This window comes from Comamonas sp. lk, assembly GCF_900564145.1.
In the GTDB taxonomy this organism is placed as follows: domain Bacteria; phylum Pseudomonadota; class Gammaproteobacteria; order Burkholderiales; family Burkholderiaceae_C; genus Comamonas.
The window spans coordinates 3,841,471-3,864,879 of sequence record NZ_UOOB01000001.1; the positions used below are offsets into that span (position 1 = coordinate 3,841,471).

The following is a 23,409-nucleotide window of genomic DNA, read 5'->3' on the forward strand; positions in this document are numbered from 1 at the left end:
CCCAAGCCCAGGAGAGACGCCATGCAACTGACACCGTTGATCGCCATTCACGCTTTTTGCGCCATAAGTGCCACCGCCATAGGCCCGGTGGCCTTGTGGGCGCGCCGCAGCGGCTCGGCAGCCCATCCCCGCCTGCACCGAGCCGCTGGCTATGCCTTTGTCACGCTGATGCTGGGTGCGGCCTTGACGGCCTTGTTCATCCGCGACTGGCGGCTGCCCAATCTCTGGGGCTACACGCCCATCCACCTGCTGATCCCCATCACCCTGGGCAGTCTGGCCCTGTCGTTCTGGCATCTGGCCCATAGCCGCGTAGAGCAGCACCGCCGCATCATGCGCAAGCTCTACTTCGGCGCCTGCCTGACGGCCGGGCTTTTCACTTTGCTGCCGGGTCGTCTGCTGGGCGACCTGCTTGTTCAATCGCTTGCTTGAAACAGGAAATCACCATGAACCGCCTCCTCACCCAGGACTCTCAAGCCGCCCAATATCAGCAAGCCCGCCGTCGCGCAGGCAAAAAGCTGGGCTGGTACCTCCACGCCACGGTCTATGTGCTGGTCAATCTGGGCCTCATGGCCCTGGCCTTGAGCCAGGGGCGACACTGGGCCCTCTATCCGGCTCTGGGCTGGGGTCTGGGCCTGCTGGCGCATGGCCTGGCGGTCTGGCTGACCTCGCCCCACAGCCCCTGGTGGAAGCGCATGGTGGAGCGCGAACTCGAGCAGTTGCAGTCCACCGAAAAGCGCTAGCCGCTCATCCAGCCTCTACCTCGCCACCCCCTGGCCCACGTACCATAAGCCCCATGCCCTCCCTGCCAACTTCATCGCTTGCCGGCACCTTGTTGCGTCACGGTGCCGTCACGCTGACCGCGTGCCTGCTGATCACGGCCGCACTCACTGCAGCTGGCAAAGGCCCGTGGGATGTGAACCTGGTCTATTCACTGGCCATAGGCCTGATCAGCTGGCTGACCATTGACCTGGCCAGACGGCGCTGGCGTCAATCGGAGGAGATTCCCTGGCCGCGCGGCCTGCGCGGCCCCTTCATCGTGGTACTGGGCATTGCCCTGGGTTTTGGTTTCGGCAACCTCATTGGCCAGAGCTATATCCGCGTCCTGCGGCCCGAGCTGCAACAGGCTGCACCGCCTTCCATGCTGTTCCCCATGGCCATCACCATTGCCACCAGCATCCTCATGTCCTGGGGCTTTTATGTGGTGGGCAAGGCACGCCATCTGCAGATGCAGGCCGAGCAAGCGCAGCGCCAGGCCGCCGAAGCCCGGTTGGGCCTGTTACAGGCGCAGCTGGAGCCGCACATGCTGTTCAACACCCTGGCCAATCTGCGCGTGCTGATAGGCAGCGACCCGCAGCGCGCCACACATATGCTGGACCACCTGATCGCCTATCTGCGCGCCACCCTCAGCGGTTCGCGCAGCGGCACGCACAGTCTGCAGGCCGAGTTTGCCCTGCTGGCCGACTATCTGGCCCTGATGCAGATCCGCATGGGCCCACGGCTGAGCTTTGCTCTGGACCTGCCCGAATCGCTGAGCCAGCTGCCCGTGCCGCCGCTGCTGCTGCAGCCGCTGGTGGAAAACAGCATTCGCCACGGGCTGGAGCCCCAGCTGGCGGGCGGCCATATACAGGTGCAGGCAAGACAGATGGGCGAAAACCTGCAGCTGAGCGTCAGCGACAACGGCTGCGGCATAGGCCAAGACATGAGCACCAGCCCGACCACCGAAGGCAGCCGCTTTGGCCTGGAGCAGATTCGCGAGCGACTGGCCACCCGCTACGGCCAGGCAGCCACTCTCGAACTGATAGCAGCTAGTGCAGGTGGTACGCTGGCTATCATTCAATTCCCCTTGAACCCAGCCTCGCCATGACTGCAGCACCACGCGCTCTGATTGCCGAAGACGAACCCCTGCTGGCCCAGGCCTTGCAGCAGGCACTGGCCCAGGCCTGGCCCGGGCTGGAGATCATCGCCAGCGTGGCCGACGGGCTGAGCGCGGCGCAGCAGGCCTTGGAGCAGTTGCCCGATGTGCTGTTTCTCGATATCCGCATGCCCGGTCAAAGCGGGCTGGATGCTGCAGCCGACATTGCCGACCGCTGGCCCGCAGATCTGCCTCTGCCGGCCCTGGTCTTTGTGACTGCCTACGACCAGTACGCCCTGGCTGCGTTTGAGGCCCAGGCCATGGACTATGTGCTCAAGCCCGTGCAGGCCGACAAGCTGCAGCGCAGCGTGCAACGCCTGCAAAACTGGTGGGCCCAGCGCCAGCAGCAAAGCGCGACCGCCAGCCTGGAGCAAAGCCTGGAACAACTGCTGCAGCTGCAGCAAATACAGCAGCAGTTGCGCAAAATCAGCAACCATGGGGCCGCAACGCTGCAAATCATTCAGGCCAGCGTGGGCAGCCAGATCCATATGCTGAAGGTGCAAGACATCGTCTATCTGGAAGCGGCAGACAAATACGTGCGCGTACTCACCGCCAGCCAGGAATATCTGCTACGCACCCCACTCAAGGACTTGCTGCCCCAGCTTGATGGCGAGCAGTTCTGGCAAGTCCATCGCGCCACCGTGGTGCAAGCCGCCGCCATAGACCGCGTGCAGCGCGATGAAGCCGGGCGCATGTGGCTGCTGCTGCACCACCGATCCGAGAAACTGGCCGTCAGCCGCCTCTATGCCACGCGCTTCAAGCCCATGTGAAGAGCCACTAGTACAAAAGCACTTCAGCGCGGCGCAAGCGCCAGCACATCGTCCCAGTCAATGCCTTGCATGGCATCCCAGTGCGCCACGATGACGGAACGCGGCCGGGCCGCATCTTTGAGCGAATCGGCCATCTGCGCCAGCGCCTGCAGCACATAGCGCTCCGACGCCAGATCGAGCGCCGCCAGCGGCTCGTCCAGCAAGGTCAGGGCCGCACCGCTGGCCCAGCCTGCCGCCAGCCACAGCTTGCGCAGCGAACCGCTGGACAGCGCCAGCAGCGGCTTGTGCCAATGCACCTCCAGGCCAAAGCCCTGCACATGTCTGGCCATCTCGGGCGCGGACCAGTGCGGGTACAACAATTGCTGCTGTGCGACCCAGTCGGCCACCAGCACGCGGCTTTGCGCTTCGCTCAAGATCTGGCGCGGGTCCTGCCAGTACAGCTCATGGGCAGGCAAGCGACCGTCTGCGGCAAAGCGGTAACTCAGCGCTCCGGCCTGGGGCTTGAGCTGGCCCGCCAGAGTTTTGAGCCAACTGCTCTTGCCCGTGGCTTCATCACCTTGAATCAGACACAGACCTGCGGGCCACACATGGCTGGCGGCATCGGCCAGCAGCAGGCCGGGGTAACCAAAGCGCAGGCCGTCGGCCTGCACCATAGCCGCTTGGCTCTGCAATGCATTTACTACTGAATTCATAGCTATCAGCGATTACTCCATTGGGGCTACAGGCATGTTTTATTCAAAAACCCGCCGACCACCCGGTCCAGGCACCAGCGGGCAAAATAGCCGCCTTGTTTTGTTGACCCGCAATATGCCATGGCCCTGGATTATCTGGATTTTGATTACAGCGAAGACGAAGAAGGCACAGGCACCTGGGATGCCATGGCCTGCGTGAAAGCCGAGCGCGTGCCGGCGCTGGCCGCCGAGATTGAACAGCTGCTGCGCTGGGCCCAGCAGTCGTTTGCCGGCCGCCAGGGCGCCGTGGACGACGGCTTTGACTGGGACTACGACTTGCAGGCCCAAGACGATGACGGCGCCTCGCTGCCTGCGAGATTTGACGCCGCCAGCGGCCGCCTGCAGCTGGCCGCCGCAGCGCCAGGCCGCACCACCGTCAATCTGTCGATTTCAGGTTCGCAGCAGTTTGGCGATGCGCTGCGCGAGGCCTTTGAACTCGATAGCTGAGCATTAGCGGCTCACTGCACAGCAGCGGGCTGAGTAACGGGCTGAGTTACGGGTTGATTTGCGGCCTGGGCAACTGCCTTGCCGTCCACGGGCTCCCAGCGCCCGGCCACATTCTTGAGCAAGGTATTGACCGCCGTCAGCCGGCGGTTCTTCACGCTGGTCAAATTGTTCTGCGCACTGAGCACCGTGGTCTGGGCCGAAAGCACATTGAGATAGGCCACCGTGCCCGCCTTGTACTGGTTGTTGGCCACCGTCAGCGATTTTTGGGCGGCCACCAAGGCCTCGCCCTGCAGGGCTTCCTCTTGCGTCAGATTGGTGGCGGCCACTAGGTTGTCCTCCACCTCCTGCAAGGCCGTCAGCACGGTTTGCTTGTAAGTGGCAGCCGCCAGATCCAGCGAGGCGCGGGCCGATTCCACGGCTGCATTGCGTGCACCGCCGTCAAACAGATTCAGCGCCAGCGCCGGGCCCAGCGACCAGAACAGATTGGGTGCATTGAGCAACTCGGACAGCATGGAATTGCGATAGCCCGCACTGGCCGACAAAGTCAGCGAAGGGAAGTAGGCCGCACGCGCCACGCCGATCTGGGCATTGGCGGCAAACACGCGGCGCTCGGCCGCCGCGATATCGGGGCGCTGCTCCAGCAAGGTGGAAGCCAGCATGCCGGGCACGGCAGGCGGCGTGGGCAGCACGCCGGTGACCGGCAGGCTGAAGGCCGCCGGCGCCTTGCCCAGCAAGGCAGCCAGGGCATGCTCGAACTGGGCGCGCGTGGTTTGGGATTCCAGCAGCTGTGCCTGCGTGCTCTTGTATTGCGACTCGGCCTGGGCCACGTCGGCCGAGGACACCACACCGGCCTTGTAGCGGTTTTGCGTCAGCTTCAAGCTCTGCTCGTAAGCCTCCAGGCTTTCCTGCTGCAAAACGGCTTGGGCTTCGGCTGCACGCAGCGAGAAATAGGTCTGTGCCACCGAGGCCTGGGTGGACAGGCGGGCCGCGGCCAGATCGTCGCCGCTGGCCTGGGCGCTGGCACGGCTGGAATCCACCGCACCCGAGAGCTTGCCCCAGAGATCCAGCTCCCAGCTGGCGCTCAGCCCCAGCGAGAAGTTGTTGTTGATGGAGCCGCTGCGCGCCACGTTCTCACCATTGGTGTTGCTATAGGTGCCGCCGCCGGTCAGGGCCCGGCTGCCGCTGCCCGTGGTGCCCAGGGTGGGCAGTTGCGCGGCGCGGCTGCTGGCCACGCTGGCCTGGGCCGCGCGCAAGCGGGCCACGGCCTGCTCCACGCTGGGGTTGGCCTTGGCCGCCTCATCCTGCAGCTGGTTGAGCACGGCGTCGCCATACACGGTCCACCACTGTGCAGACACGACTACGGGCTGGCCGTCTGCACCATGCCGGGCCGCCTGCCAGATGCCGAACTGCGCGGCTTCTGGCGTGGCTTCCTTGAACTGGGCAGGCACTTGCATCTGCGGCACTTGGTAGAGCGGCTGCATGGAACAAGCCCCCAAAAACAGCGCCGCCACCAAGGGCAGCAGACGCGGCGAAGACTTCAAAAAAGTGAGCTTCTCGCGCTTGTTCATTCTTGCTATCAGGCCGATTTGATTCAGATTTATCTCTTGCATGGTGATCTCACTTACCGGCATTCAGTACCCCAGGCGTGGGCGCAGTTTGGGCGGCTGCGCCATGGCGCAACCAGGCCGGACGTGCCGCCCAGCCGCGCAGCACGCGGCGGCGGACACGGTCCAGCAGCACATAAACCACGGGGGTGGTGTAGAGCGTGAGCAACTGGCTGAGCAACAGCCCGCCCACGATGGCAATGCCCAGCGGCTGGCGCAGCTCTGCACCATCGCCCCGGCCCAGGGCCAGCGGCAGCGCACCGAACAATGCGGCCATGGTGGTCATCAGAATCGGGCGCAAGCGCAGATTACAGGCACGGTAAATCGCCTGGGCCGCGCTGGCGTGACCGCTTTTTTCACGCTCCAGCGCAAAGTCGATCATCATGATGGCGTTCTTCTTGACGAGGCCAATCAGCAAGATCACGCCGATGAAGGCGATCAGCGAAAACTCGGTCTTGCACAGCATCAGCGCCAGCAACGCCCCCACGCCGGCCGAAGGCAGGGTGGACAGAATCGTCAGCGGGTGCACCAGGTTTTCATAAAGGATGCCCAGCACCAGATAGATGGTGATGATGGCCGCGAGGATCAGCAAGGGTTGGCCCGCCAGCGCCTGCTGGAAGGCTCCGGCCGAGCCGCTGAAGCTGCCGCGAATCGACACTGGCACGCCCAGCTCCAGCATGGCATTGCGAATCGCATCATTGGCCTGCGACAGCGAGGCATTGGGCGCCAGGTTGTAGCTCACCGTACTGGCCGGCGTGCCGCTCTGGTGCTGCACGGACAGCGGCGTGGTCGAGGTGGTGATCTTGGCAAAGGCCGTCAGCGGAATCTGCAGGCCCGCGCTGTTGACGAAGAAGAAGCCGCGCAGCGTCTCCGGGCTTTGCAGATACTGGGGCGCGGCCGTCATCACCACGCGGTACTGGTTGAGCGGGTTGTAGATCACGCCCACCTGGCGCTGGCCAAAAGCATCGTTCAAGGTGTTGTCGATCTGCGAAACCGTCAGTCCCAGACGCGTGGCCTGGTCGCGGTCTATGACCAGCTTGGTCTGCATGCCGTTGTCCTGCACATCGCTGTTGACATCAGTCAGCTCGGGCAGGGTCGAGAGCACCTGGCGAATGCGCGGCTCCCACATGCGCAGCTCGGCCGTGTCGTCGGCCTGCAGCGTGTACTGATAGGCCGACATGCTTTGGCGCCCGCCAATGCGCACATCGCTCTGGGTCACCATGAACAGGCGCGCACCAGGCTCGTCCTTGAGCTTTTCACGCAGGCGATTGATGACTTCGTCGCTGGAGACCTTGCGCTCGGCCATGGGCTTGAGCGACATGAACATATTCGCCGAGTTGGCCTGACCGCCGCCGGTAAAACCGGTCACATATTCCACAGCCGGATCCTGCTGCACCACATCCAGAAAGCGCTTGATGCGCCGCTCCATAGCTTGGAAGGACGTGGACTGGTCGGCGCGGATAAAGCCCATGACGCGGCCCGTGTCCTCGCTGGGCATAAAGCCTTTGTCTATGGTCTGGTAGAGATGGACATTGAGACCGATGACCGCTGCCAGACAGAGCAGCACCACGGGCTGGTGGCGCAAGCCCCAGGCCAGCGTGCGACGGTACAAAGCGGTCAGGCGCTTTTCAAAACGGTCCATGGCCAGCGAGATGCGCTGCCAGAACGCATCCCAGCGGCGCGTGAAGGGGCGTTTGGCGCGCTCGGCGCGGCGGCGCTCTTCCTCGGCGGGCGTGCGCAGCAAGGCCGCGCACATCATGGGCGTGGTGGTCAGCGAGATGATCATGGACACCAGAATCGCCGCCGACATGACCACGGCAAACTCACGAAAGAAGCGCCCGACGACGCCGGCCATGAACAGAATGGGCACGAACACCGCAATCAGCGACAGGCTCATGGAGACCACGGTAAAGCCGATCTCGCGCGCACCTTCGATGGCCGCCTGCATGGCGGACTTGCCGCGCTCCATATGGCGCATCACGTTTTCCAGCACCACGATGGCATCGTCCACCACAAAGCCGGCGGCCACCGTGAGCGCCATCAGCGAGAGGTTGTCCAGCGTGTAGCCGCACAGATACATGATGCCGAAGGTGCCCATCAGCGACACCGGCACGGCCACGGCGGGAATCAGCGTGGCGCGCAAGCGGCGCAAAAACACGAACACCACCATGATGACCAGCGCAATCGAAATCAGCAGCGCGTTCTGCACTTCCTTGACCGAAGCGCGCAGCGTGGGCGTGCGATCCGAAATCACGGTCACATCGATGGCGGGATGGATGGAGGCCCTGAGCTGGGGCAGCATGGCGCGCACCTTGTCCACGGCCTGCAGGATGTTGGCGTCGGGCTGCTTGAAGACCTGCAGCAGCACGGCAGGCTTGCCATTCATCACGCCGTAATTGCGCACATCCTGCACCGAGTCCTTGACATCGGCCACATCGGACAGACGCACGGCATTGCCGTTGTTCCAGCGCAGCACCAGCGGCGCATATTCGGCAGCCGTGCGGGCCTGGTCGTTGGTGGCAACCTGCCAGTAGTGGTCTTCACGCTCGACCGCGCCCAGCGGGCGGTTGGCGTTGGTGGCGCTGATGGCCGTGCGTACCGCATCGAGAGAGACACCATTGGCCGCCAGCCGCACCGGGTCCAGCTCCACGCGCACGGCAGGCAAGGCACCGCCGTTGATCGAGGCCTGACCCACGCCCTCGACCTGGGCCAGCTTTTGTGCCAGCACGGTGCTGGCAGCGTCGTACATCTGGCCGCGCGTCAGCGAATCCGAAGTCAGCGCCAGAATCATGATGGGCGCATCGGCCGGGTTCACTTTGCGATAGGTCGGGTTGCCCGGCATGCCCGACGGCAGCAGGGTGCGCGCCGCATTGATGGCCGCCTGCACATCATGGGCCGCACTGTCCACGGTGCGCGTCAGATCGAACTGCAAGGTGATGCGGGTGCTGCCCATGCTGGAGCTGGACGTCATCTCGTTCACGCCGGCAATGCTGCCCAGCGCCCGCTCCAGCGGTGTGGCCACGGTGGCAGCCATGGTGTCGGGTGCGGCACCGGGCAGGCTGGCGGTGACGGAGATCGTCGGATAGTCCACCTGCGGCAGTGGTGCCACCGGCAGCAGAAAGTAGGCCATGCCGCCCACCAGCGCCATGCCAATGGTCAGCAGCATGGTGGCGATGGGACGGAAGATGAAGGGCGTGGAAATGCTCATGGCCCCACCTTGGGTTCGCCACCCTGTGCGTCGCTGTCCGGCTCGCCCATGACTTCGGCTTCGGAATGCGGCACCTGCTTGACGGCCGGCAAGCCCCGCCTGGTGCGCCAGTTCTCGGCCCAGTTTTCAAAGGTCAGATAGATCACCGGCGTGGTAAACAGCGTCAGCAACTGGCTCAGCAGCAAGCCGCCCACCAGGGTCACGCCCAAAGGCTGGCGCAGCTCGGCGCCCACGCCCGTACCCAGCATCATGGGCAGCGCGCTCAGCAAGGCCGCCAGCGTGGTCATGAGAATGGGACGAAAGCGCAGCAGGCAAGCCTGATAGATGGCATCGCGCGCATTCATACCTTCTTCGCGCTGTGCGTCCAGCGCAAAGTCGATCATCATGATGGCGTTCTTCTTGACGATGCCGATCAGCAAAATGATGCCGATGATGGCAATGATGTCCAGATCCAGCCCGGCAATCAGCAAGGCCAGCAACGCCCCCACGCCGGCCGACGGCAAGGTGGAGAGAATCGTGATCGGGTGAATCGTGCTTTCATACAGCACGCCCAGCACGATGTACATGGTGATGATGGCGGCCAGCACCAGCAGCAGCGTGTTGGACAACGAGGCCTGGAAAGCCAGCGCCGCACCCTGGAACTGCGAATCCACCGACAGCGGAATCTGCCCTTGGTCGCGCAGTTGCTGGATGATGGCCTGCGCCGCCTCCACCGCATGGCCCAGCGATACACCGGGCGCCGTGTTGAAGGAGATGGTGGCAGCCGGCAGCTGCCCCACATGGTTGACGGCCAGCGCCATGGGGCGCTCGCTCACCGTGGCAATCGACGACAGCGGCACCGGCGCACCGGTGCTGGAAGCGGCATAGATGTTCTGCAGCGCCTCGGGGCCGACCTTGAACTGGGGCGCTACCTCCAGCACCACGCGGTACTGATTGGACTGGGTGAAGATGGTGGAGATCAGGCGCTGGCCGAAGGCGTTGTAGAGCGCCGAGTCCACCGACGCCACCGTCACGCCCAGACGGCTGGCCTGGGCCCGGTCGATCTGCACATAGGCCTGGCGACCCTGATTCTGCAAATCGCTGCTGACATCCAGCAGCTGCGGCAGCTGCTGCAGCTTTTCGACCAGGGCCTTGGTGCTGGCAGTCAGCTGCGTCATGTCGGGTGAGGACAGCAGCAACTGGTACTGCGTACGGGCCTGGCGGTCTTCAATCGTCAAGTCCTGCACGGGCTGGGCATAGAGGCGTATGCCGGGCACAGCCTGGGAATCTTCGGCCAGGCGGTTGAGCACCACGGGCAAGCGGTCACGCTGACCGTGGGGCTTGAGGTCGATCTGGATACGGCCGGTGTTCAGCGTGGTGTTGGTGCCGTCCACGCCGATAAACGAGGAGATGGATGCCACGGCCGGGTCCTTGAGCAAATGCTCGGCCAGGGCCTGCTGGCGCTCGGCCATGGCCGCAAAAGAGATGGATTGGTCAGCCTCGGTGGTCGCGGCAATCGTGCCTGTGTCCTGCTCGGGGAAAAAGCCCTTGGGCACGACAAAGTACAGCAGCACCGTGACCACCAGCGTGGCGACGAACACCAGCCAGGTCAGCTTGCTGTGATCCAGCACCCAGGTCAGCATGCGGCCGTATTCGGCAATCACCTTGTCAAAAAAGCGCGCCACGGCCGCGCCCATGCCTTTGGACTGCGCTTTTTGCTGCTCGCTTTCGGGCTTGTGGCGCAGCAGGCGCGCGCACAGCATGGGCGTGAGCGTCAGCGAGACCACGGCCGAGATCAAAATCGCGACCGTCATGGTGATCGCAAATTCATGGAACAGCCGCCCCACCACGTCGCCCATGAACAGCAGCGGAATCAGCACCGCGACCAGAGAAATGGTCAGCGAGATGATGGTGAAGCCAATCTGCTTGGAACCCTTGAGCGCGGCCTGCATGGGCGGCTCGCCTTTTTCCACATAGCGGGCGATGTTCTCGATCATCACGATGGCATCGTCCACCACAAAGCCCGTGGCAATTGTCAGGGCCATCAGCGTGAGGTTGTTGATGGAAAAGCCTGCCAGATACATGACGCCAAACGTGCCTACCAGCGACAGCGGCACTGCCACACTGGGAATCAGCGTGGCCGAGGCACTGCGCAGGAACAGGAAGATCACCATCACCACCAGGGCAATGGCCAGCGCCAGCTCGAACTGCATGTCCTTGACCGAGGCGCGGATGGTGACGGTCCGGTCGGTCAGCACCTGCACATCGATGGAGGCAGGCAGCGTCTCCTTGAGCTGGGGCAGCAAGGTCTTGATGGCATCGACGGTGGCAATCACGTTCGCCCCCGGCTGGCGACGAATGTTGAGAATCACGGCCGACTTGGAGCCCGTCTCGGGCGTGCCCGACCAGGCGGCCAGACGCGTGTTTTCGGCATCGTCCACAGTCTGCGCCACGTCTGACAGGCGCACGGGGTTGCCGTTCTTGAAGGCAATGATGAGATTGCGGTACTCGGCCGCCGACTGCATCTGGTCGTTGGCGTCGATGGTCGAAGCACGGTTGGGGCCGTCAAAGCTACCCTTGGCCGTCTTGACGTTGGCGGCCGAAATGGCAGAGCGCACATCATCGAGCGTCATGCCAAAGCTGGCGAGGGCTGCCGGGTTGGCCTGGATGCGCACCGCTGGGCGGCGTGCACCGGCAATGGCCACCAGGCCCACGCCCTTGACCTGGGAGAGCTTGGGAGCCAAGCGGTTTTCCACCAGGTCATTGATCTTGATGACGGGCAGCGAAGGCGAACTGATGGCCAGCGTCAGCACCGGCGCATCGGCCGGGTTGACCTTGCTGTACAGCGGGGGCATGGGCAGGTCGCTGGGCAGCAGATTGGTGCCCGCATTGATGGCAGCCTGCACCTGCTGCTCGGCCACGTCCATGGACATATCCAGCGCAAAGCGCAGGCTGACGACCGACGCGCCACCGGAGCTGGTGGAAGACATCTGGTCCAGCCCGGGCATCTGGCCGAACTGGCGCTCCAGCGGCGCCGTGACATTGGACGTCATCACATCGGGGCTGGCGCCCGGATACAACGTGGTGACCTGAATCGTGGGGTAGTCCACCTCGGGCAGGGCCGAGATGGGCAGCAGTCGGTAGGCAAGAAGGCCCGAGATCAGCACAGCCACCATCAAAAGCGCGGTAGCAATCGGCCGAAGAATGAAAAGACGGGAGAGATTCATGATGGCCGCAGGCTCTGAGTTGCTCAGCGGCCCGCGGCAGGGGCCGCGCCCTCACCGCTGGCAGCACGCTCGGCGCGCAGCTTCTGGAAGAAAGCCTTGCGCTCTTCGGGCGACATGGCCTCCAGCTTGGCGCGCTGCTCGGGCGTCAGCTGGGGACGGTCACCCCGGCCCTCGGCTCTTTCACCACGCTCGGCGGCGGGCTTGGCATCCGGCTTGGCTTCGGTCTTGGACTCGCGTTGGGCCGGAGCTTGGGCATTGCCCTGAGCCTCTGACACACGCGGGCCTTGACCAGTACCAGGACCGCCAGGACCTCCATTACCACCATTGGCACCGCGCTCGGCGCGCAGCTTCTGGAAGAACTCCTTGCGTTCCTCTGGCGTCATCTTGGAGACTTTTTCGCGCTGCTCGGGCGTGAGGTTGCGCATGGCACCGCGCGGCTGGCTGGCCGCGTCCTGCACGGCCTGATCCACCTTCTTGACCTTGTCGGCATCGATGACCGAAACCTGGGCGCCTTCGCGCAGGCGGTCGATACCATCGGTGACCACCTGATCGCCGGGCTCCAGCTCGCCGCGCACGCTCACATAATCGCCATCGCTGACGCCCACGGTAATCTTGCGCTGGGTCACGGTCTTGTCGGGCTTGACCAGGTACACGTAGTTGTTTTGCACCGCATTGGCGGGCACGACCAGCACCTGCTCCAGCTGGCGCAGCTGCAGCTTGACGTTCACAAACTGGTTGGTGAACAGCTTGCCGTCGGCATTGTCAAACGCGGCCTTGGCCTTGACGGTGCCCGTGGTGGTGTCAATCGTGTTGTCCAGGGCATTGAGCTGGCCCTTGGCCAGAATCTGCTTTTGCTCGCGATCCCACAGCTCTACCGGCATGGGCTTGCCGGCGCGCAGCTGTTCGGCCAGCGTGCTGACATGGGTTTCGGGGACGGAGAACAAGGCATCAATCGGCCGTACCTGGGTAATGGTCACCAGACCATTGGTATCGGAGGGATTGACCACGTTGCCCAAATCGGCCTGACGCAGACCCAGACGGCCCGAGATGGGCGCCGTGATGCGGGTATAGCTCAGCTGCAGCTTGGCAGCGTCGACCTGACCCTGATCGGCCGCCACCGTGCCCTGCAACTGACGCACCAGCGCAGCCTGGGTATCGACCTGCTGGCTGGCTATGGAGTCCTGCGCCAGCAGCTCCTTGTAGCGCTGCAGATCCAGCTGGGCATTCTTGAGCTGGGCCTGATCGCGGGCCAGCGAACCCTGCACCTGGCTGAGCGTGGCCTGAAAGCTGCGCGGATCGATCTCGGCCAGCAGTTGACCGGCCTTGACTTCATCACCTTCCTTGAAATGCAGCTTGAGCAGCTCGCCCGAGACCTTGGCGCGCACCACGGCCGTGGCCCGCGCGTTCATGGTGCCAATGGCGCTGATCAACACCCGCATGTCGCGCCGCTCCACCACGCCCACCGATACCGGCTGGGTCTGACCGGCACCGCCAGGGCCACCGGGCCCCATGCGCCCGCCGCGTGCACCTCGTGCGCCAGGGCCTGCGGACGAAGCGCCGCCGGCCGATGCGCCGGAGGCCTGCGTGGAAGCCGCCTGCTGCTTCCACCACCACGCCCCCGCACCAGCGGCCACCAGGGCCGCCAGCACACCGACAAGAACGGCCGGCCGGACTCGGCCAGACTGGGAACGAGACGATTCAGAGCGCAAAAAGTGAAGACTTGGCATGTGGTTCAGACACGGCCACTAGGGCCTATGGGCAGACGGATTGGCGCAATGGTATCTATTTGCATCTGCACCTCAGGTCGGCAATCACCGGCTTTGCCCGCTTTTACGACATCTTTACGGCGGGTTTACGTTCTGTGTTTGCCCCACCACAGCACAAACAGTGCTGACCCAATTAGGGGTAAAGCCTGGGCCAGCTTGCCTATGCTTATATCTTTTGGCGCTGCATTTTGGCGTCGCGTGCCTGCCCCCTCTCCAAGGAAACAATTCACATGACCACCGAACACCTGAGCAACCACCCCGAAGCCGCTGCAGTATGCGTCCCTCTAGAGCTGTATATGCGCGGCCACGCCGAAGACAACGCCGAGCACATGCGCGCCGCCTTCATGCCCACGGCCCGCCTGGAGTCGGTGCGCGAAGGCCCGCTGACCTCCTGGGATCTGGATTTCTACTGCCAGCGCTTCAAGAACACCCCCGCAGCCGATGAAGCCACACGCCGCCGCACCATCGACTATCTGGACATCGTGGGCACGGCTGCCATGGCCAAGGTCACGCTCTACCACGGTGCGGTGACGTTTACCGACTACTTTGTGCTGCTCAAGACCGAGCAGGGCTGGAAGATCGCCAACAAGGCTTTTCACGCCCAGCCGCAATAAGCAGCGCGCGCCCGGCCCAAAGGCTGACGACTTGAAGCCAGCCCGGCCCTCATAAAGGCCCGGGCTTTTTTACCGGCTCAGCAGCCAGAGTGCGCCCAGCACCACGATCAGGCCCAGCGCCCAGGTCCAGATGGGCAGCCAGCCCTTGCCTTGCGGCGCGGCCGCCGGCGTGGCATCCAGTGGCGCGGAGCTGCTGGAGACCATGGCAGCATCATGCTCCCAGGTGCGGGTATCGAATCTGGCGCTGGAATCGGCGTCTTCCTCTTGCCCCTGCATGGGGTTGCGCTCGCGCATCAGCGCATCAAAGCGCGCAAAAAAATCTTCCGCCATATTCTTGGCCGCACCATCGATCAGGCGCTGGCCCAGCTGCGCAATCTTGCCACCCACCTGGGCCTGAACCTCATAGTCCAGCAGGCACTGGCCGGCATCCTCCTGAGGCGAGAGCCTGACTTTGGCCTGCCCCGTGCCAAACCCGGCGACACCGCCCTGGCCTTCGAAGGTCATGGTGTAGCTCTCGGGGGCCACCACGTCGGACAAGCTGATCTTGCCGTTGAACCTGGCCGAGACCGGGCCGACCTTGACAGCCATGATCACGGCATAGCTGGCGTCATCCACGGCTTCGAATTTTTCGCAACCGTGCAGACAGGCCTTGAGTGTCTCGGCGTCGTTTAGCGCTTCCCAGGCCTGCTGCTGGCTGGCTGCAAGAGGACGGCTGGCATGCATTTCCATGGAAGTCTCCTTCAGGAAGGTTTCAGAGTCATCAACCGGGCCAGCTGCACCGCCAACTCCTGCAAGGACTGCAGGTTGTGCACGGCCAGCATGGCATGGCAATGCTGGTGCAGCATGGCGGCACCGGCGGCCAGCGGCGCATAGCCGTCAAAGCGCAGCAAGGGGTTCAGCCAGACGATACGCGCACTATGGCGTTTGAGCCAGAGCAGCTCGCTCTCCAGAAGCTGTGCCTCGCCGGTATCCAGCCCGTCGCTGACGATCAGAACCAGGGTTCGCCTGCCCACCAGATGGCGTGCGGCCTGCAGGCGCAGCTGGCCCAGGCAGTCGCCCAGGCGGGTGCCGCCGCCAAAGTCGTCAATGGCCGCATTGGCGGCGGTGAGCATGGCGTCAGGATCGGCCAGGGAAAAAGCCGGATTCAGGTCGCGCAGCCCGGTGCCCATGCTGTAGACATGGCGGCGTAGCTGGGGATGGTGCTGTGCACTGCTTGCCTGATGCAGAAACGCCAGCATCAGCCGCACATAACGCTCCATGGAGCCCGAGACATCGACCAGCGCCAGCCAGGGCATGGGCAGTTGCCGCCGCTCCCAGCGCCTGAGCTGCAACAGCTCGCCTCCGGTGCGTGCAGCCTCGGCAAAGCTGGCCGACCAATGCACTTGCGCACCACGGCTGGACAGATGACCGCGCCGGCTGCGGTAGCGCGGCAGCGGCAGGCGTATCTCGCGCACCAGTTGCTGCACCAGCAGGTACTCGCTGGCGCTGAGCTGGTTGAAGTCCGCATTCTGTAGCCTCTGGCGATCACTGGCGCTCATGGCGGCATCCAGCTTGAACTCCTCTTGCACCGGCCGCTCGGACTTTTGCGCCGCATGAATGGCGGCCAGAGCCTCCTGCACTCGCGGGCGATGCTTTGGCGCTGCAGCTTCAGGAGCGCGAGGCAAGAGCTGGGCCAGCAGCAGCTGCGCAACCTCGGGGTTGCGAAAATAGGCGGCGAACAGCTCGCGAAAAACCGCGAGGTCCTGCTGGCGCGAGACAAAGACGGTTTCCAGCGCCGCCTGCATCTCCGGCCTGCCCACCCCCACCAGCATCAGGCTTTGCTGGGCCAGCGCCATGCGCTCGGCATCCACCGCCAAGCCGGCACGGCGCAGCGCCCGGCCAAAGCCCAGCAGATTCAGAGGCAGCTTGCCGCTGCGCGCATCTCCCCACCAGCTGACAGAGACGTTGGATGATTCAGTTGGAGGCATCGGCTTCGGGCTTGAGCAACTGCTCCAGCCGTTCGGGCGTCAGCGCCGCCACATCTTCGCGCTGCTTGAACAGGATTCCGGCGGTTGCGTGCACCAGCTCGGGATCGACCACCAGCGTGTCCAGTGCCACCAGGGCCTTGGCCCATTCCACACTCTCGGCAATGCCCGGGGTGCGAGAAAACGCATCGGCAAACGGGCGGCTGCGCAAACGCGCTACAAAAGCGGCAATCTGCTGCGTCAGCTGCGCGCTCGCCTCAGGCACCTTGGCCTGCACAATCGCCAGTTCGCGCTCGCGCTCCGGGTAGTCCAGCCAATGATAGAGACAGCGGCGCTTGACCGCATCGTGCAGATCCCGCGTGCGGTTGCTGGTCAGCAACGTGACCGGCGGTACCTGGGCGCGTATCACCCCCAACTCGGGAATGCTGATCTGGTATTCGCCCAGGTATTCAAGCAAAAAAGCCTCGAACGGCTCATCGGCCCGGTCCACCTCGTCAATCAGCAGCACGGCGCCGGGTTCTGGCGTCTGCAAGGCCTGCAGCAGCGGCCTGCGCACCAGATAGCGGCTCTGATAAACCTCCAGCTCGGCCAGCCCGACCTCGGCACTGCCACGCAGCTCGGCTGCACGCAGGTGCAGCAACTGGGCCGCATAGTTCCATTCATACAGCGCCTCGCGCTGCTCCAGCCCGTCATAGCACTGCAAGCGGATCAGCTCGCGCGACAGCACGGCAGACAAGGCCTGGGCCAGCGTGGTCTTGCCTACGCCGGGCTCGCCCTCCAGCAGCAAAGGCCGCTGCAGCTTGAGCGCAAGAAACACGGCAGTGGCCAGGCGACGGTCCGCAAAATAGCCCACATCCTGCAACGCAGCCTGCAACCCGTCGACCGACTGCAGAGCACTGTTTACATCAGTATTCATAGCTGCTTGCGCTTTATCCATATAGGCTATAGCCATTTTTCACTCAAAATACACCACCTATTGGCTCAGGGCGCACCACAATGCCCGAGATGCCAAGCAAGGGCCGCCCCGCAGCGATGGCATCGTCCCCCTCCCGAAGAGAGAGGGGGAAGGCGCAACGCGCCTCAGGGGGTGTTTATCTGCGCCACTGCCCGCTGCGTCAGCACGCTGATCAGCTGGGCCCGGTAGCGCGCGCTGGCATGCAGATCGCTGTTGAGCTCGCTGTCGTCAATCGCCACAGCGGCGGCCGACTGCGGAGTGAAGCTCTGGGTCAGCGCCGCCTCCAGCCCCGCATGGCGAAACACCGACAGGCCGGCCCCCGTGATCGCCACGCGAACGCCTTGCGCCGTCTGCGCCAGAAACACGCCGACCAGGGCAAAGCGCGAAGCCGGTTGTTTGAACTTCAGATAGACCGCTGCCTGGGGCAGAGGAAAGCGCACAGCGGTGATCAGCTCACCCTCTTCCAGCGCCGTGGTGTACATACCTTGAAAGAAATCGGCGGCAGCCATCTCACGGCGGTTGGTGACCACGGTGGCATCCAGACCCAGCACGGCACTGGGGTAGCAGGCCGCAGGGTCGTTATTGGCCAGAGACCCGCCCAGGGTGCCGCGCGCGCGCACCTGGCGGTCGCCAATACCGGCCGCCAACTGGGCCAGGGCCGGAATGGCAGCCTGAACTTCGGTGCTGGCCGCCACATCGGCGTGGCGCGTCATGGCTCCGATCTCGAGCTGATTGCCGCTGGCTCGAATTCCGGCCAGATCGGCCAGGCCGTTGAGGTCCACAATCGCGCCGGGCTGAGCCAGGCGCAGCTTCATCGACGGAATCAGGCTTTGGCCGCCGGCCAGAAACTGGCCGCCGGCGGCCACTGTTTCGTTCAAGGTCTCGGGTCTGGAATAGCTGAAAGCGTACATATGCGGGTCTCCTTGATCTATCAGCCGCGCGCAGCATCAATGGCTTCCCATACCCGGTGCGGGCTGGCAGGCATGTCTAGATCCTTGACGCCCAGCGGGTGCAAGGCGTCCAGCACGGCATTGATGACGGCCGGCGGCGAGCCTATCGCCCCGGCCTCGCCGCAGCCCTTGGTGCCCAGCGGGTTGTGGGTACAAGGCGTGCAGACTGCACCCAGCGTGAAGTCAGGCAGATCGTCGGCCCGCGGCATGGCGTAGTCCATGAGGCTGCCGGTCAGCAGCTGACCCGATTCGCGGTCGTACACGCAGTTTTCCAGCAAGGCCTGGCCAATGCCCTGGGCCAGGCCGCCATGCACCTGGCCTTGGACAATCATGGGGTTGATGATGACGCCGAAGTCGTCCACCGCCGTGAAGCGATCCACGCGCACCACGCCGGTGACGGGGTCGATCTCCACCTCGCAGATATGCGTGCCTGCAGGGAAGGTGAAATTGGTCGGATCGTAGAAAGCAGTTTCGTCCAGGCCGGGTTCCAGCTTGTCCAGCGGATAGTTGTGCGGCACATAGGCCGTCAGCGCAATCTGGGCAAACGGCAGCTTCTTGTCCGTGCCGCGCACGGTGAACTCGCCATCGGCAAAGTCGATGTCGGTATCGCTGGCCTCCAGCAGATGCGCGGCAATCTTCTTGGCCTTGGCCTCGATCTTGTCCAGCGCCTTCATGATGGCCGCCCCACCCACGCTGATGGAGCGCGAGCCATAGGTGCCCATGCCAAAAGGCACGCGGCCGGTATCGCCGTGCACCACTTCGACGTTCTCCACAGGAATGCCCAGCCGCGCGGCCACCACCTGGGCAAACGTGGTCTCATGACCCTGGCCGTGGCTGTGCGAGCCGGTGAACACCGTGACACTACCCGTGGGATGCACGCGTACCTCGCCACATTCAAACAGGCCCGCACGCGCGCCCAGCGCCCCCGCAATATTGCTGGGTGCCAGGCCACAGGCTTCGATATAGCTGCTGTAACCCAGGCCGCGCCTCAAGCCCTGGGCTTCGCTGGCGGCGCGCCGGGCGGCAAAGCCCGCCACATCGGCCAGTTGCTCGGCCTGATCCATACAGGCCGGGTAGTCGCCAATGTCGTACTGCAAGGCCACCGGCGTCTGGTAGGGAAAGCTGGTGATGAAGTTGCGCCGACGGATCTCGGCCTGCGACAGATTCATGTCCAAGGCGCAGCGGCTGACCAAACGCTCTAGCAGATAGGTGGCCTCGGGCCGGCCCGCACCGCGATACGCATCAACAGGCGCGGTATGGGTGAACCAGGCATCCACCTCTATATGGATTTGCGGCGTGGTGTACTGGCCCGCCAACAGCGTGGCATAAAGAATCGTGGGCACGGCGCTGGCAAAGGTGGACAGATAGGCGCCCAGGTTGGCATCGGTGTGCACGCGCATGGCCAGAAACTTGCCGTCTGCATCCATGGCCATTTCGGCATGGCTGACATGGTCGCGGCCATGGGCATCCGAGAGAAAGGATTCGCTGCGATCCGCCGTCCACTTGATATTGCGGTTGAGCTTCTTGGCAGCCCAGGTCAGACACACATCCTCGGCATACAGAAAGATCTTGGAGCCAAAGCCGCCGCCCACATCGGGAGCGATGACCCGCACACGGCTCTCCGGCAGCCCCAGGACGAAAGCCGTCATCAGCAGCCGCTCCACATGCGGGTTCTGATTGGCCACATACAGCGTGTACTCGTCATTGGCCCGGTTGTAGCTGCCAATGGCCACGCGCGGCTCCATGGCGTTGGGAATCAGGCGGTTGTTGACCAGATCTAGCCGCGTCACATGGGCTGCGCCGGCAAACACGGCATCGACAGCGGCCTTGTCGCCAATCGCCCATCGATAGCAGCAGTTGTCGGGCGCGATGTCATGCACCACGGCGCCGGCTTTCTTGCCGCCGGCGGCATCGGCCACGTTCACCACCGACGGCCGCACCTCGTAATCCACCTCCACCAGCTCGGCCGCATCGCGCGCCTGCTGCAGGGTCTCGGCCACGACCATGGCCACATGGTCGCCCACATAGCGCACGGTATCCAGGGCCAAAATCGGATGGGGCGGCTCTTTCATGGGCTCGCCGTTGGTGCTGGTGATCAACCAGCCGCAAGGCAGGCCGTTGATGTTGGCGGCTGCCACGTCCTGGCCCGTAAAGATGCCCACCACGCCTGGCGCAGCCTTGGCCGCTTCGGTGTTGACGCTGCGCAGCCTGGCATGCGCATGGGGCGAGCGCACAAACACCGCATAGGTTTGCGCTCCCAGCGTGATGTCGTCGGTGTACTGGCCCGTGCCCGTCAGAAAGCGGTCGTCCTCGCGCCGCAGCAAGGCTTCACCGATATGCGGCAGCTTGGAAAATTCCTTGGCTCCCATGGCTTGTCTCCTTCTCGGTTCTATGAATCAGCTCGGGAAGGCCAGGGTTTATGCGGCCTGCATGTCATCACGGCCTTTTTTGATGGCCGCCACAATGTTCTGGTAGCCGGTACAGCGGCAGATATTGCCTTCCAGCAGTTCGCGGATCTGTGCGTCATCGGCCTGGGGCTGCTGCTGGCACAGATCGACCGCACTCATCACCATGCCCGGCGTGCAAAAGCCGCACTGCAGGCCGTGGCAGGCTTTGAACGCCGCCTGCATGGGATGCATGCTGCCGTCTGCTGCCGCCATGCCTTCGATGGTCTGTACCTGTGCACCCTGGGCCTGCACGGCCAGCATTGTGCAGGACTTGATGGCACGGCCGTTGACGAGCACCGTGCAGGCTCCGCACTGGCTGGTGTCGCAGCCCACATGGGTACCCGTCAGGTGCAACTGCTCTCGCAAGGCCTGCACCAGCAAGGTATTGGGGGGGATGTCAATGCTGGCCGCGCGGCCATTGACCGTGAACTGAACATTCATCGTGCTGCCTCCTGCCGGTATCGGGCTCGATTGTGGCTATCAAGTCGCGGGGTATGGGTAACAAAGCAAACGCGCAGCCCACATGCTCGACACCTGGCGCCCGCTCTCCGCTAGGGTTGACCCCCAGGGCGCGCAGGCAGGGCACAGATATTCTCAAAATGAAACACTTGAGCCCACGACATAACCGCCCCCGAGGATGCGTACATGCTGCCCCTGTCCTTTGGCGATGCCGCCGATCGCCATGCCTTGATCGCCCGCGCCCGCCATCAGTGTCTGGAAGCCGCTCAGGGCAGCGCACCGCCTCAGGGAATCTCGCCCTGGCTGTGGCACTCCTGGCGGCGCTGCATGGAACGAGGCCATCGTCCGGCCGATCGCGTGGCATTCGATACCGTCAGCCCCCAGGTCTTGCAAGCTGCACAAGACCGGGAGTTCACCCTGCTGCAGGCAGCCAAGCCCGTCATGCACCAGCTTGCGGGGGCTGTGGGAGCGCTGCGCTACTTTTGTCTGCTGACCGACAGCACAGGCACCGTGCTGCAAGTGCAAGGCCCCGTCGATCACCACGACCTGCGCGCCGTGGCCGTGGGCCGCCCGGGGGTCGATCTATCCGAACACAGAGTAGGTACTTCGGCCATCAGTGCGGCACTGGCCGAGCAAGCCCCCGCATGGCTGCACCGCCGGGAGCATTTTTTTGATGATCTGCGCGACTACAGCTGCGCCGGCACGCCCATCTTCAGCCCCGGCGGCCAATGCGCGGCCATGCTGTGCATCACCGGCATCGATGTGCCGGAAAGACCCGAGCTGCTGTATTTAGCCGTTCGCTGCGCCCGGGCGATAGAAGACCGCCTGGTGCGAGCCCTGCCCCATGCTCTGCTGCTGCGGCTGAACTGGCCCGGCGGCCCCCTGGGTCAGGAAGGCGAAGGCCTGCTGGCTTTTGATGCCGACGGCGTCCTGCTGGGCGGCAACACCGTGGCCCGCCAGTTGGTGCCGCGACCATCGCCCCCCTTGCAAGCGCCAGATCAGGTTTCGCAGCTCCACGCCCATGAGCTGCTGGCCCTGCCCTGGCGCAATCTGCTGGAGCATGCACGCCTGCGCCCGCAAACGCTGCTGCAGCTGCCCCTATGGTCTGGTCTGCGCCTGCAAGCCCTGGCACAAGCCGCGCCGCCGCGACCCGCGCCCGCCATGACGGGCCGTACGCCTGTCACCGTTGACGGCAAGACTGCGGGTTCTCTGCTGCGTACCAGCGAGCAGTTGCTGATTCAACAGGTGCTGCAAGAAACACAGGGCAATGTGAGCCTGGCGGCCAGAAGCCTGGGGCTGAGCCGGGCCACGCTGTACCGCAGGCTGGCCGTCAAACGCAGCGGCGCACCGCCTGCCACACCTCCCGATTTACCCTAGGTTGCAGCGCCGTTTGGCAGAACATTCAGAGCTGAACAAGGATTTTCTTGTAGGTTTTCACAGCTGAAACATTTATATAAAACAACCATGTATCGCATACACCACATACGCCAGGCGCTATTAATTTAATTGCAAAAATGCTGCAACTGCGGCCTCCGTGGCGGCTTGAGTATTTGTAAAAGGCCCTCTCTACCCCTCCGTAGAATCTCGACCTTGGTTCAAAAATCGAGATCGCCTCTTCGGCTTACCAGCTGCCATTGCGCGACACCCCACAGCCTACTTTTTGGAGACACCATGAAGGCTTACGCAGCACCTCACCGAAAACCGGTCGCCCGGGCCCTCAGAGCCCACTCCCCCCCGCCCGGCACCTCCTTGCTGCAACCAAGCCTCCCGGTCATCGCCTGACCCTGGTCCCATTCAAAATTATTCAAGGAGACATATCGTGTCGATACTCCTCAAACTGGCCCTGGGCATGGACTGGATTTCCACCAAGCTGAGCAAGATTGCTGGCCTGGCCGTGCTCGCCGCCGCCCTCATCTCAGCCGGCAATGCCGTGACCCGCTACGGCCTGGACCTGAGCTCCAACGCCTGGCTGGAGATTCAGTGGTATCTGTTCGGCACCACCGTCATGCTGGGCGCCCCCCTGGTGCTCAAGCTCAACGAGCATGTGCGCGTGGACATCATCTACGGCAAGCTGCGCGGCCACAAACCGGTGTTTGTGGACTTGTTCGGCCTGATCTTTTTTCTGCTGCCCGTGATGGCTTTGCTGACCTGGCTGACCGCCCCCTTCTTCTGGAACATGTTTGTGACCAAGGAAATGTCGGGAAACATCGGCGGCCTGATCCGCTGGCCAGCTGGCCTGCTGCTGCCGCTGGGCTTTGGTGCCATGTTCCTGCAGGGCCTGGCTGAAATCATCAAACGCGTGGCCTATCTGAGCGGCCACTACGAGATGACTACGCATTACGAGAAGCCGGTGCAATAAGCCCGGCAACGCCTCCA

Annotated in this window: 19 protein-coding genes; 8 read left to right on the top strand and 11 right to left on the bottom strand. The window is 63.8% G+C overall.

What is annotated here, in order from left to right; genetic code table 11:
• Positions 1-21: 21 nt before the first annotated feature.
• Genes EAO39_RS17525 through EAO39_RS17540 form a run of 4 tightly spaced genes read left to right on the top strand, consistent with a single transcriptional unit; the run spans position 22 to position 2,682 of the window.
• Complete coding sequence (locus EAO39_RS17525; protein WP_120970006.1) at positions 22-429, top strand: DUF2306 domain-containing protein; 408 nt, start codon at positions 22-24, stop codon at positions 427-429.
• 14 nt (positions 430-443) lie between these two features.
• Positions 444-740: a 2TM domain-containing protein gene (locus EAO39_RS17530; RefSeq protein ID WP_120971229.1), complete on the top strand. Its 297-nt coding sequence runs from the start codon at positions 444-446 to the stop codon at positions 738-740.
• 53 nt (positions 741-793) lie between these two features.
• Entirely contained in the window at positions 794-1,864 is a 1,071-nt protein-coding gene (locus tag EAO39_RS17535; RefSeq protein WP_120970009.1) for a histidine kinase, read from the top strand.
• Entirely contained in the window at positions 1,861-2,682 is an 822-nt protein-coding gene (locus tag EAO39_RS17540) for a LytTR family DNA-binding domain-containing protein (protein ID WP_120970012.1), read from the top strand. The genes EAO39_RS17535 and EAO39_RS17540 overlap by 4 nt, the downstream gene beginning before the upstream one ends.
• A 23-nt stretch (positions 2,683-2,705) precedes the next feature.
• On the opposite strand, the gene EAO39_RS17545 is transcribed toward EAO39_RS17540, so the two are convergent.
• Positions 2,706-3,374, bottom strand: a complete 669-nt coding sequence (locus tag EAO39_RS17545) for an ATP-binding cassette domain-containing protein (RefSeq protein ID WP_240467044.1) — start codon at positions 3,372-3,374, stop codon at positions 2,706-2,708.
• A gap of 120 nt (positions 3,375-3,494) precedes the next feature.
• Here EAO39_RS17545 and EAO39_RS17550 point away from each other — a divergent pair, with 120 nt between their 5' ends.
• Entirely contained in the window at positions 3,495-3,860 is a 366-nt protein-coding gene (locus EAO39_RS17550; RefSeq protein ID WP_120970018.1) for a hypothetical protein, read from the top strand.
• An 11-nt stretch (positions 3,861-3,871) separates the two neighbouring features.
• On the opposite strand, the gene EAO39_RS17555 is transcribed toward EAO39_RS17550, so the two are convergent.
• From EAO39_RS17555 to EAO39_RS17570, 4 genes are read right to left on the bottom strand one after another with little or no spacing between them, the layout of a single operon-like run.
• Complete coding sequence (locus tag EAO39_RS17555) at positions 3,872-5,428, bottom strand: efflux transporter outer membrane subunit (RefSeq protein WP_162989654.1); 1,557 nt, start codon at positions 5,426-5,428, stop codon at positions 3,872-3,874.
• 49 nt (positions 5,429-5,477) lie between these two features.
• Entirely contained in the window at positions 5,478-8,672 is a 3,195-nt protein-coding gene (locus EAO39_RS17560; RefSeq protein WP_120970024.1) for an efflux RND transporter permease subunit, read from the bottom strand.
• Positions 8,669-11,878 (bottom strand): MdtB/MuxB family multidrug efflux RND transporter permease subunit, encoded by a 3,210-nt coding sequence (locus tag EAO39_RS17565; protein WP_120970027.1) that lies wholly within the window; start codon positions 11,876-11,878, stop codon positions 8,669-8,671. Before EAO39_RS17565 ends, EAO39_RS17560 begins: the two co-directional genes overlap by 4 nt.
• Positions 11,879-11,901: 23 nt before the next feature.
• Positions 11,902-13,605, bottom strand: coding sequence for an MdtA/MuxA family multidrug efflux RND transporter periplasmic adaptor subunit (locus tag EAO39_RS17570; protein WP_120970030.1), 1,704 nt, complete (start codon positions 13,603-13,605; stop codon positions 11,902-11,904).
• Positions 13,606-13,874: 269 nt separating this feature from the next.
• Between EAO39_RS17570 and EAO39_RS17575 the strand changes: the two genes are divergently transcribed.
• Positions 13,875-14,258 carry a nuclear transport factor 2 family protein gene (locus tag EAO39_RS17575; protein WP_120970033.1) on the top strand — a complete coding sequence of 128 codons (384 nt, stop codon included), beginning with the start codon at positions 13,875-13,877 and terminating at the stop codon, positions 14,256-14,258.
• Positions 14,259-14,327: 69 nt separating this feature from the next.
• On the opposite strand, the gene EAO39_RS17580 is transcribed toward EAO39_RS17575, so the two are convergent.
• From EAO39_RS17580 to EAO39_RS17605, 6 genes are all read right to left on the bottom strand, one after another.
• Positions 14,328-14,987 carry a carbon monoxide dehydrogenase subunit G gene (locus tag EAO39_RS17580; RefSeq protein WP_120970036.1) on the bottom strand — a complete coding sequence of 220 codons (660 nt, stop codon included), beginning with the start codon at positions 14,985-14,987 and terminating at the stop codon, positions 14,328-14,330.
• Between the two features lie 11 nt (positions 14,988-14,998).
• Positions 14,999-16,225 (bottom strand): VWA domain-containing protein, encoded by a 1,227-nt coding sequence (locus EAO39_RS17585; RefSeq protein ID WP_120970039.1) that lies wholly within the window; start codon positions 16,223-16,225, stop codon positions 14,999-15,001.
• Positions 16,212-17,138, bottom strand: a complete 927-nt coding sequence (locus tag EAO39_RS17590) for a MoxR family ATPase (RefSeq protein ID WP_120971230.1) — start codon at positions 17,136-17,138, stop codon at positions 16,212-16,214. The genes EAO39_RS17585 and EAO39_RS17590 overlap by 14 nt, the downstream gene beginning before the upstream one ends.
• Positions 17,139-17,302: 164 nt before the next feature.
• Entirely contained in the window at positions 17,303-18,088 is a 786-nt protein-coding gene (locus tag EAO39_RS17595) for a xanthine dehydrogenase family protein subunit M (protein ID WP_120970042.1), read from the bottom strand.
• A gap of 20 nt (positions 18,089-18,108) precedes the next feature.
• Positions 18,109-20,496, bottom strand: coding sequence for a xanthine dehydrogenase family protein molybdopterin-binding subunit (locus EAO39_RS17600; RefSeq protein WP_120970045.1), 2,388 nt, complete (start codon positions 20,494-20,496; stop codon positions 18,109-18,111).
• A 48-nt stretch (positions 20,497-20,544) separates the two neighbouring features.
• A complete protein-coding gene (locus tag EAO39_RS17605; RefSeq protein ID WP_120970048.1) occupies positions 20,545-21,015 on the bottom strand; it encodes a (2Fe-2S)-binding protein in 471 nt (156 codons plus the stop codon).
• 204 nt (positions 21,016-21,219) lie between these two features.
• On the opposite strand from EAO39_RS17605, the gene EAO39_RS17610 reads away from it, so the two are divergent.
• Both EAO39_RS17610 and EAO39_RS17615 read left to right on the top strand, forming a co-directional pair.
• The gene (locus EAO39_RS17610; protein WP_120970051.1) at positions 21,220-22,410 is read left to right on the top strand and encodes a helix-turn-helix domain-containing protein; all 1,191 of its coding nucleotides are present in this window, start codon (positions 21,220-21,222) and stop codon (positions 22,408-22,410) included.
• A gap of 442 nt (positions 22,411-22,852) precedes the next feature.
• Entirely contained in the window at positions 22,853-23,392 is a 540-nt protein-coding gene (locus tag EAO39_RS17615) for a TRAP transporter small permease subunit (protein WP_120970054.1), read from the top strand.
• Positions 23,393-23,409: the final 17 nt, after the last annotated feature.

Excerpts from the sequence above, each read along its gene's own strand:
- EAO39_RS17525 (WP_120970006.1), top strand. The coding sequence starts at position 22 with ATGCAACTGACACCGTTGATCGCCATTCACGCTTTTTGCGCCATAAGT.
- EAO39_RS17530 (WP_120971229.1), top strand. The coding sequence starts at position 444 with ATGAACCGCCTCCTCACCCAGGACTCTCAAGCCGCCCAATATCAGCAA.
- EAO39_RS17535 (WP_120970009.1), top strand. The coding sequence starts at position 794 with ATGCCCTCCCTGCCAACTTCATCGCTTGCCGGCACCTTGTTGCGTCAC.
- EAO39_RS17540 (WP_120970012.1), top strand. The coding sequence starts at position 1,861 with ATGACTGCAGCACCACGCGCTCTGATTGCCGAAGACGAACCCCTGCTG.
- EAO39_RS17545 (WP_240467044.1), bottom strand. The coding sequence starts at position 3,374 with ATGAATTCAGTAGTAAATGCATTGCAGAGCCAAGCGGCTATGGTGCAG.
- EAO39_RS17550 (WP_120970018.1), top strand. The coding sequence starts at position 3,495 with ATGGCCCTGGATTATCTGGATTTTGATTACAGCGAAGACGAAGAAGGC.
- EAO39_RS17555 (WP_162989654.1), bottom strand. The coding sequence starts at position 5,428 with ATGAACAAGCGCGAGAAGCTCACTTTTTTGAAGTCTTCGCCGCGTCTG.
- EAO39_RS17560 (WP_120970024.1), bottom strand. The coding sequence starts at position 8,672 with ATGAGCATTTCCACGCCCTTCATCTTCCGTCCCATCGCCACCATGCTG.
- EAO39_RS17565 (WP_120970027.1), bottom strand. The coding sequence starts at position 11,878 with ATGAATCTCTCCCGTCTTTTCATTCTTCGGCCGATTGCTACCGCGCTT.
- EAO39_RS17570 (WP_120970030.1), bottom strand. The coding sequence starts at position 13,605 with ATGCCAAGTCTTCACTTTTTGCGCTCTGAATCGTCTCGTTCCCAGTCT.
- EAO39_RS17575 (WP_120970033.1), top strand. The coding sequence starts at position 13,875 with ATGACCACCGAACACCTGAGCAACCACCCCGAAGCCGCTGCAGTATGC.
- EAO39_RS17580 (WP_120970036.1), bottom strand. The coding sequence starts at position 14,987 with ATGGAAATGCATGCCAGCCGTCCTCTTGCAGCCAGCCAGCAGCAGGCC.
- EAO39_RS17585 (WP_120970039.1), bottom strand. The coding sequence starts at position 16,225 with ATGCCTCCAACTGAATCATCCAACGTCTCTGTCAGCTGGTGGGGAGAT.
- EAO39_RS17590 (WP_120971230.1), bottom strand. The coding sequence starts at position 17,138 with ATGAATACTGATGTAAACAGTGCTCTGCAGTCGGTCGACGGGTTGCAG.
- EAO39_RS17595 (WP_120970042.1), bottom strand. The coding sequence starts at position 18,088 with ATGTACGCTTTCAGCTATTCCAGACCCGAGACCTTGAACGAAACAGTG.
- EAO39_RS17600 (WP_120970045.1), bottom strand. The coding sequence starts at position 20,496 with ATGGGAGCCAAGGAATTTTCCAAGCTGCCGCATATCGGTGAAGCCTTG.
- EAO39_RS17605 (WP_120970048.1), bottom strand. The coding sequence starts at position 21,015 with ATGAATGTTCAGTTCACGGTCAATGGCCGCGCGGCCAGCATTGACATC.
- EAO39_RS17610 (WP_120970051.1), top strand. The coding sequence starts at position 21,220 with ATGCTGCCCCTGTCCTTTGGCGATGCCGCCGATCGCCATGCCTTGATC.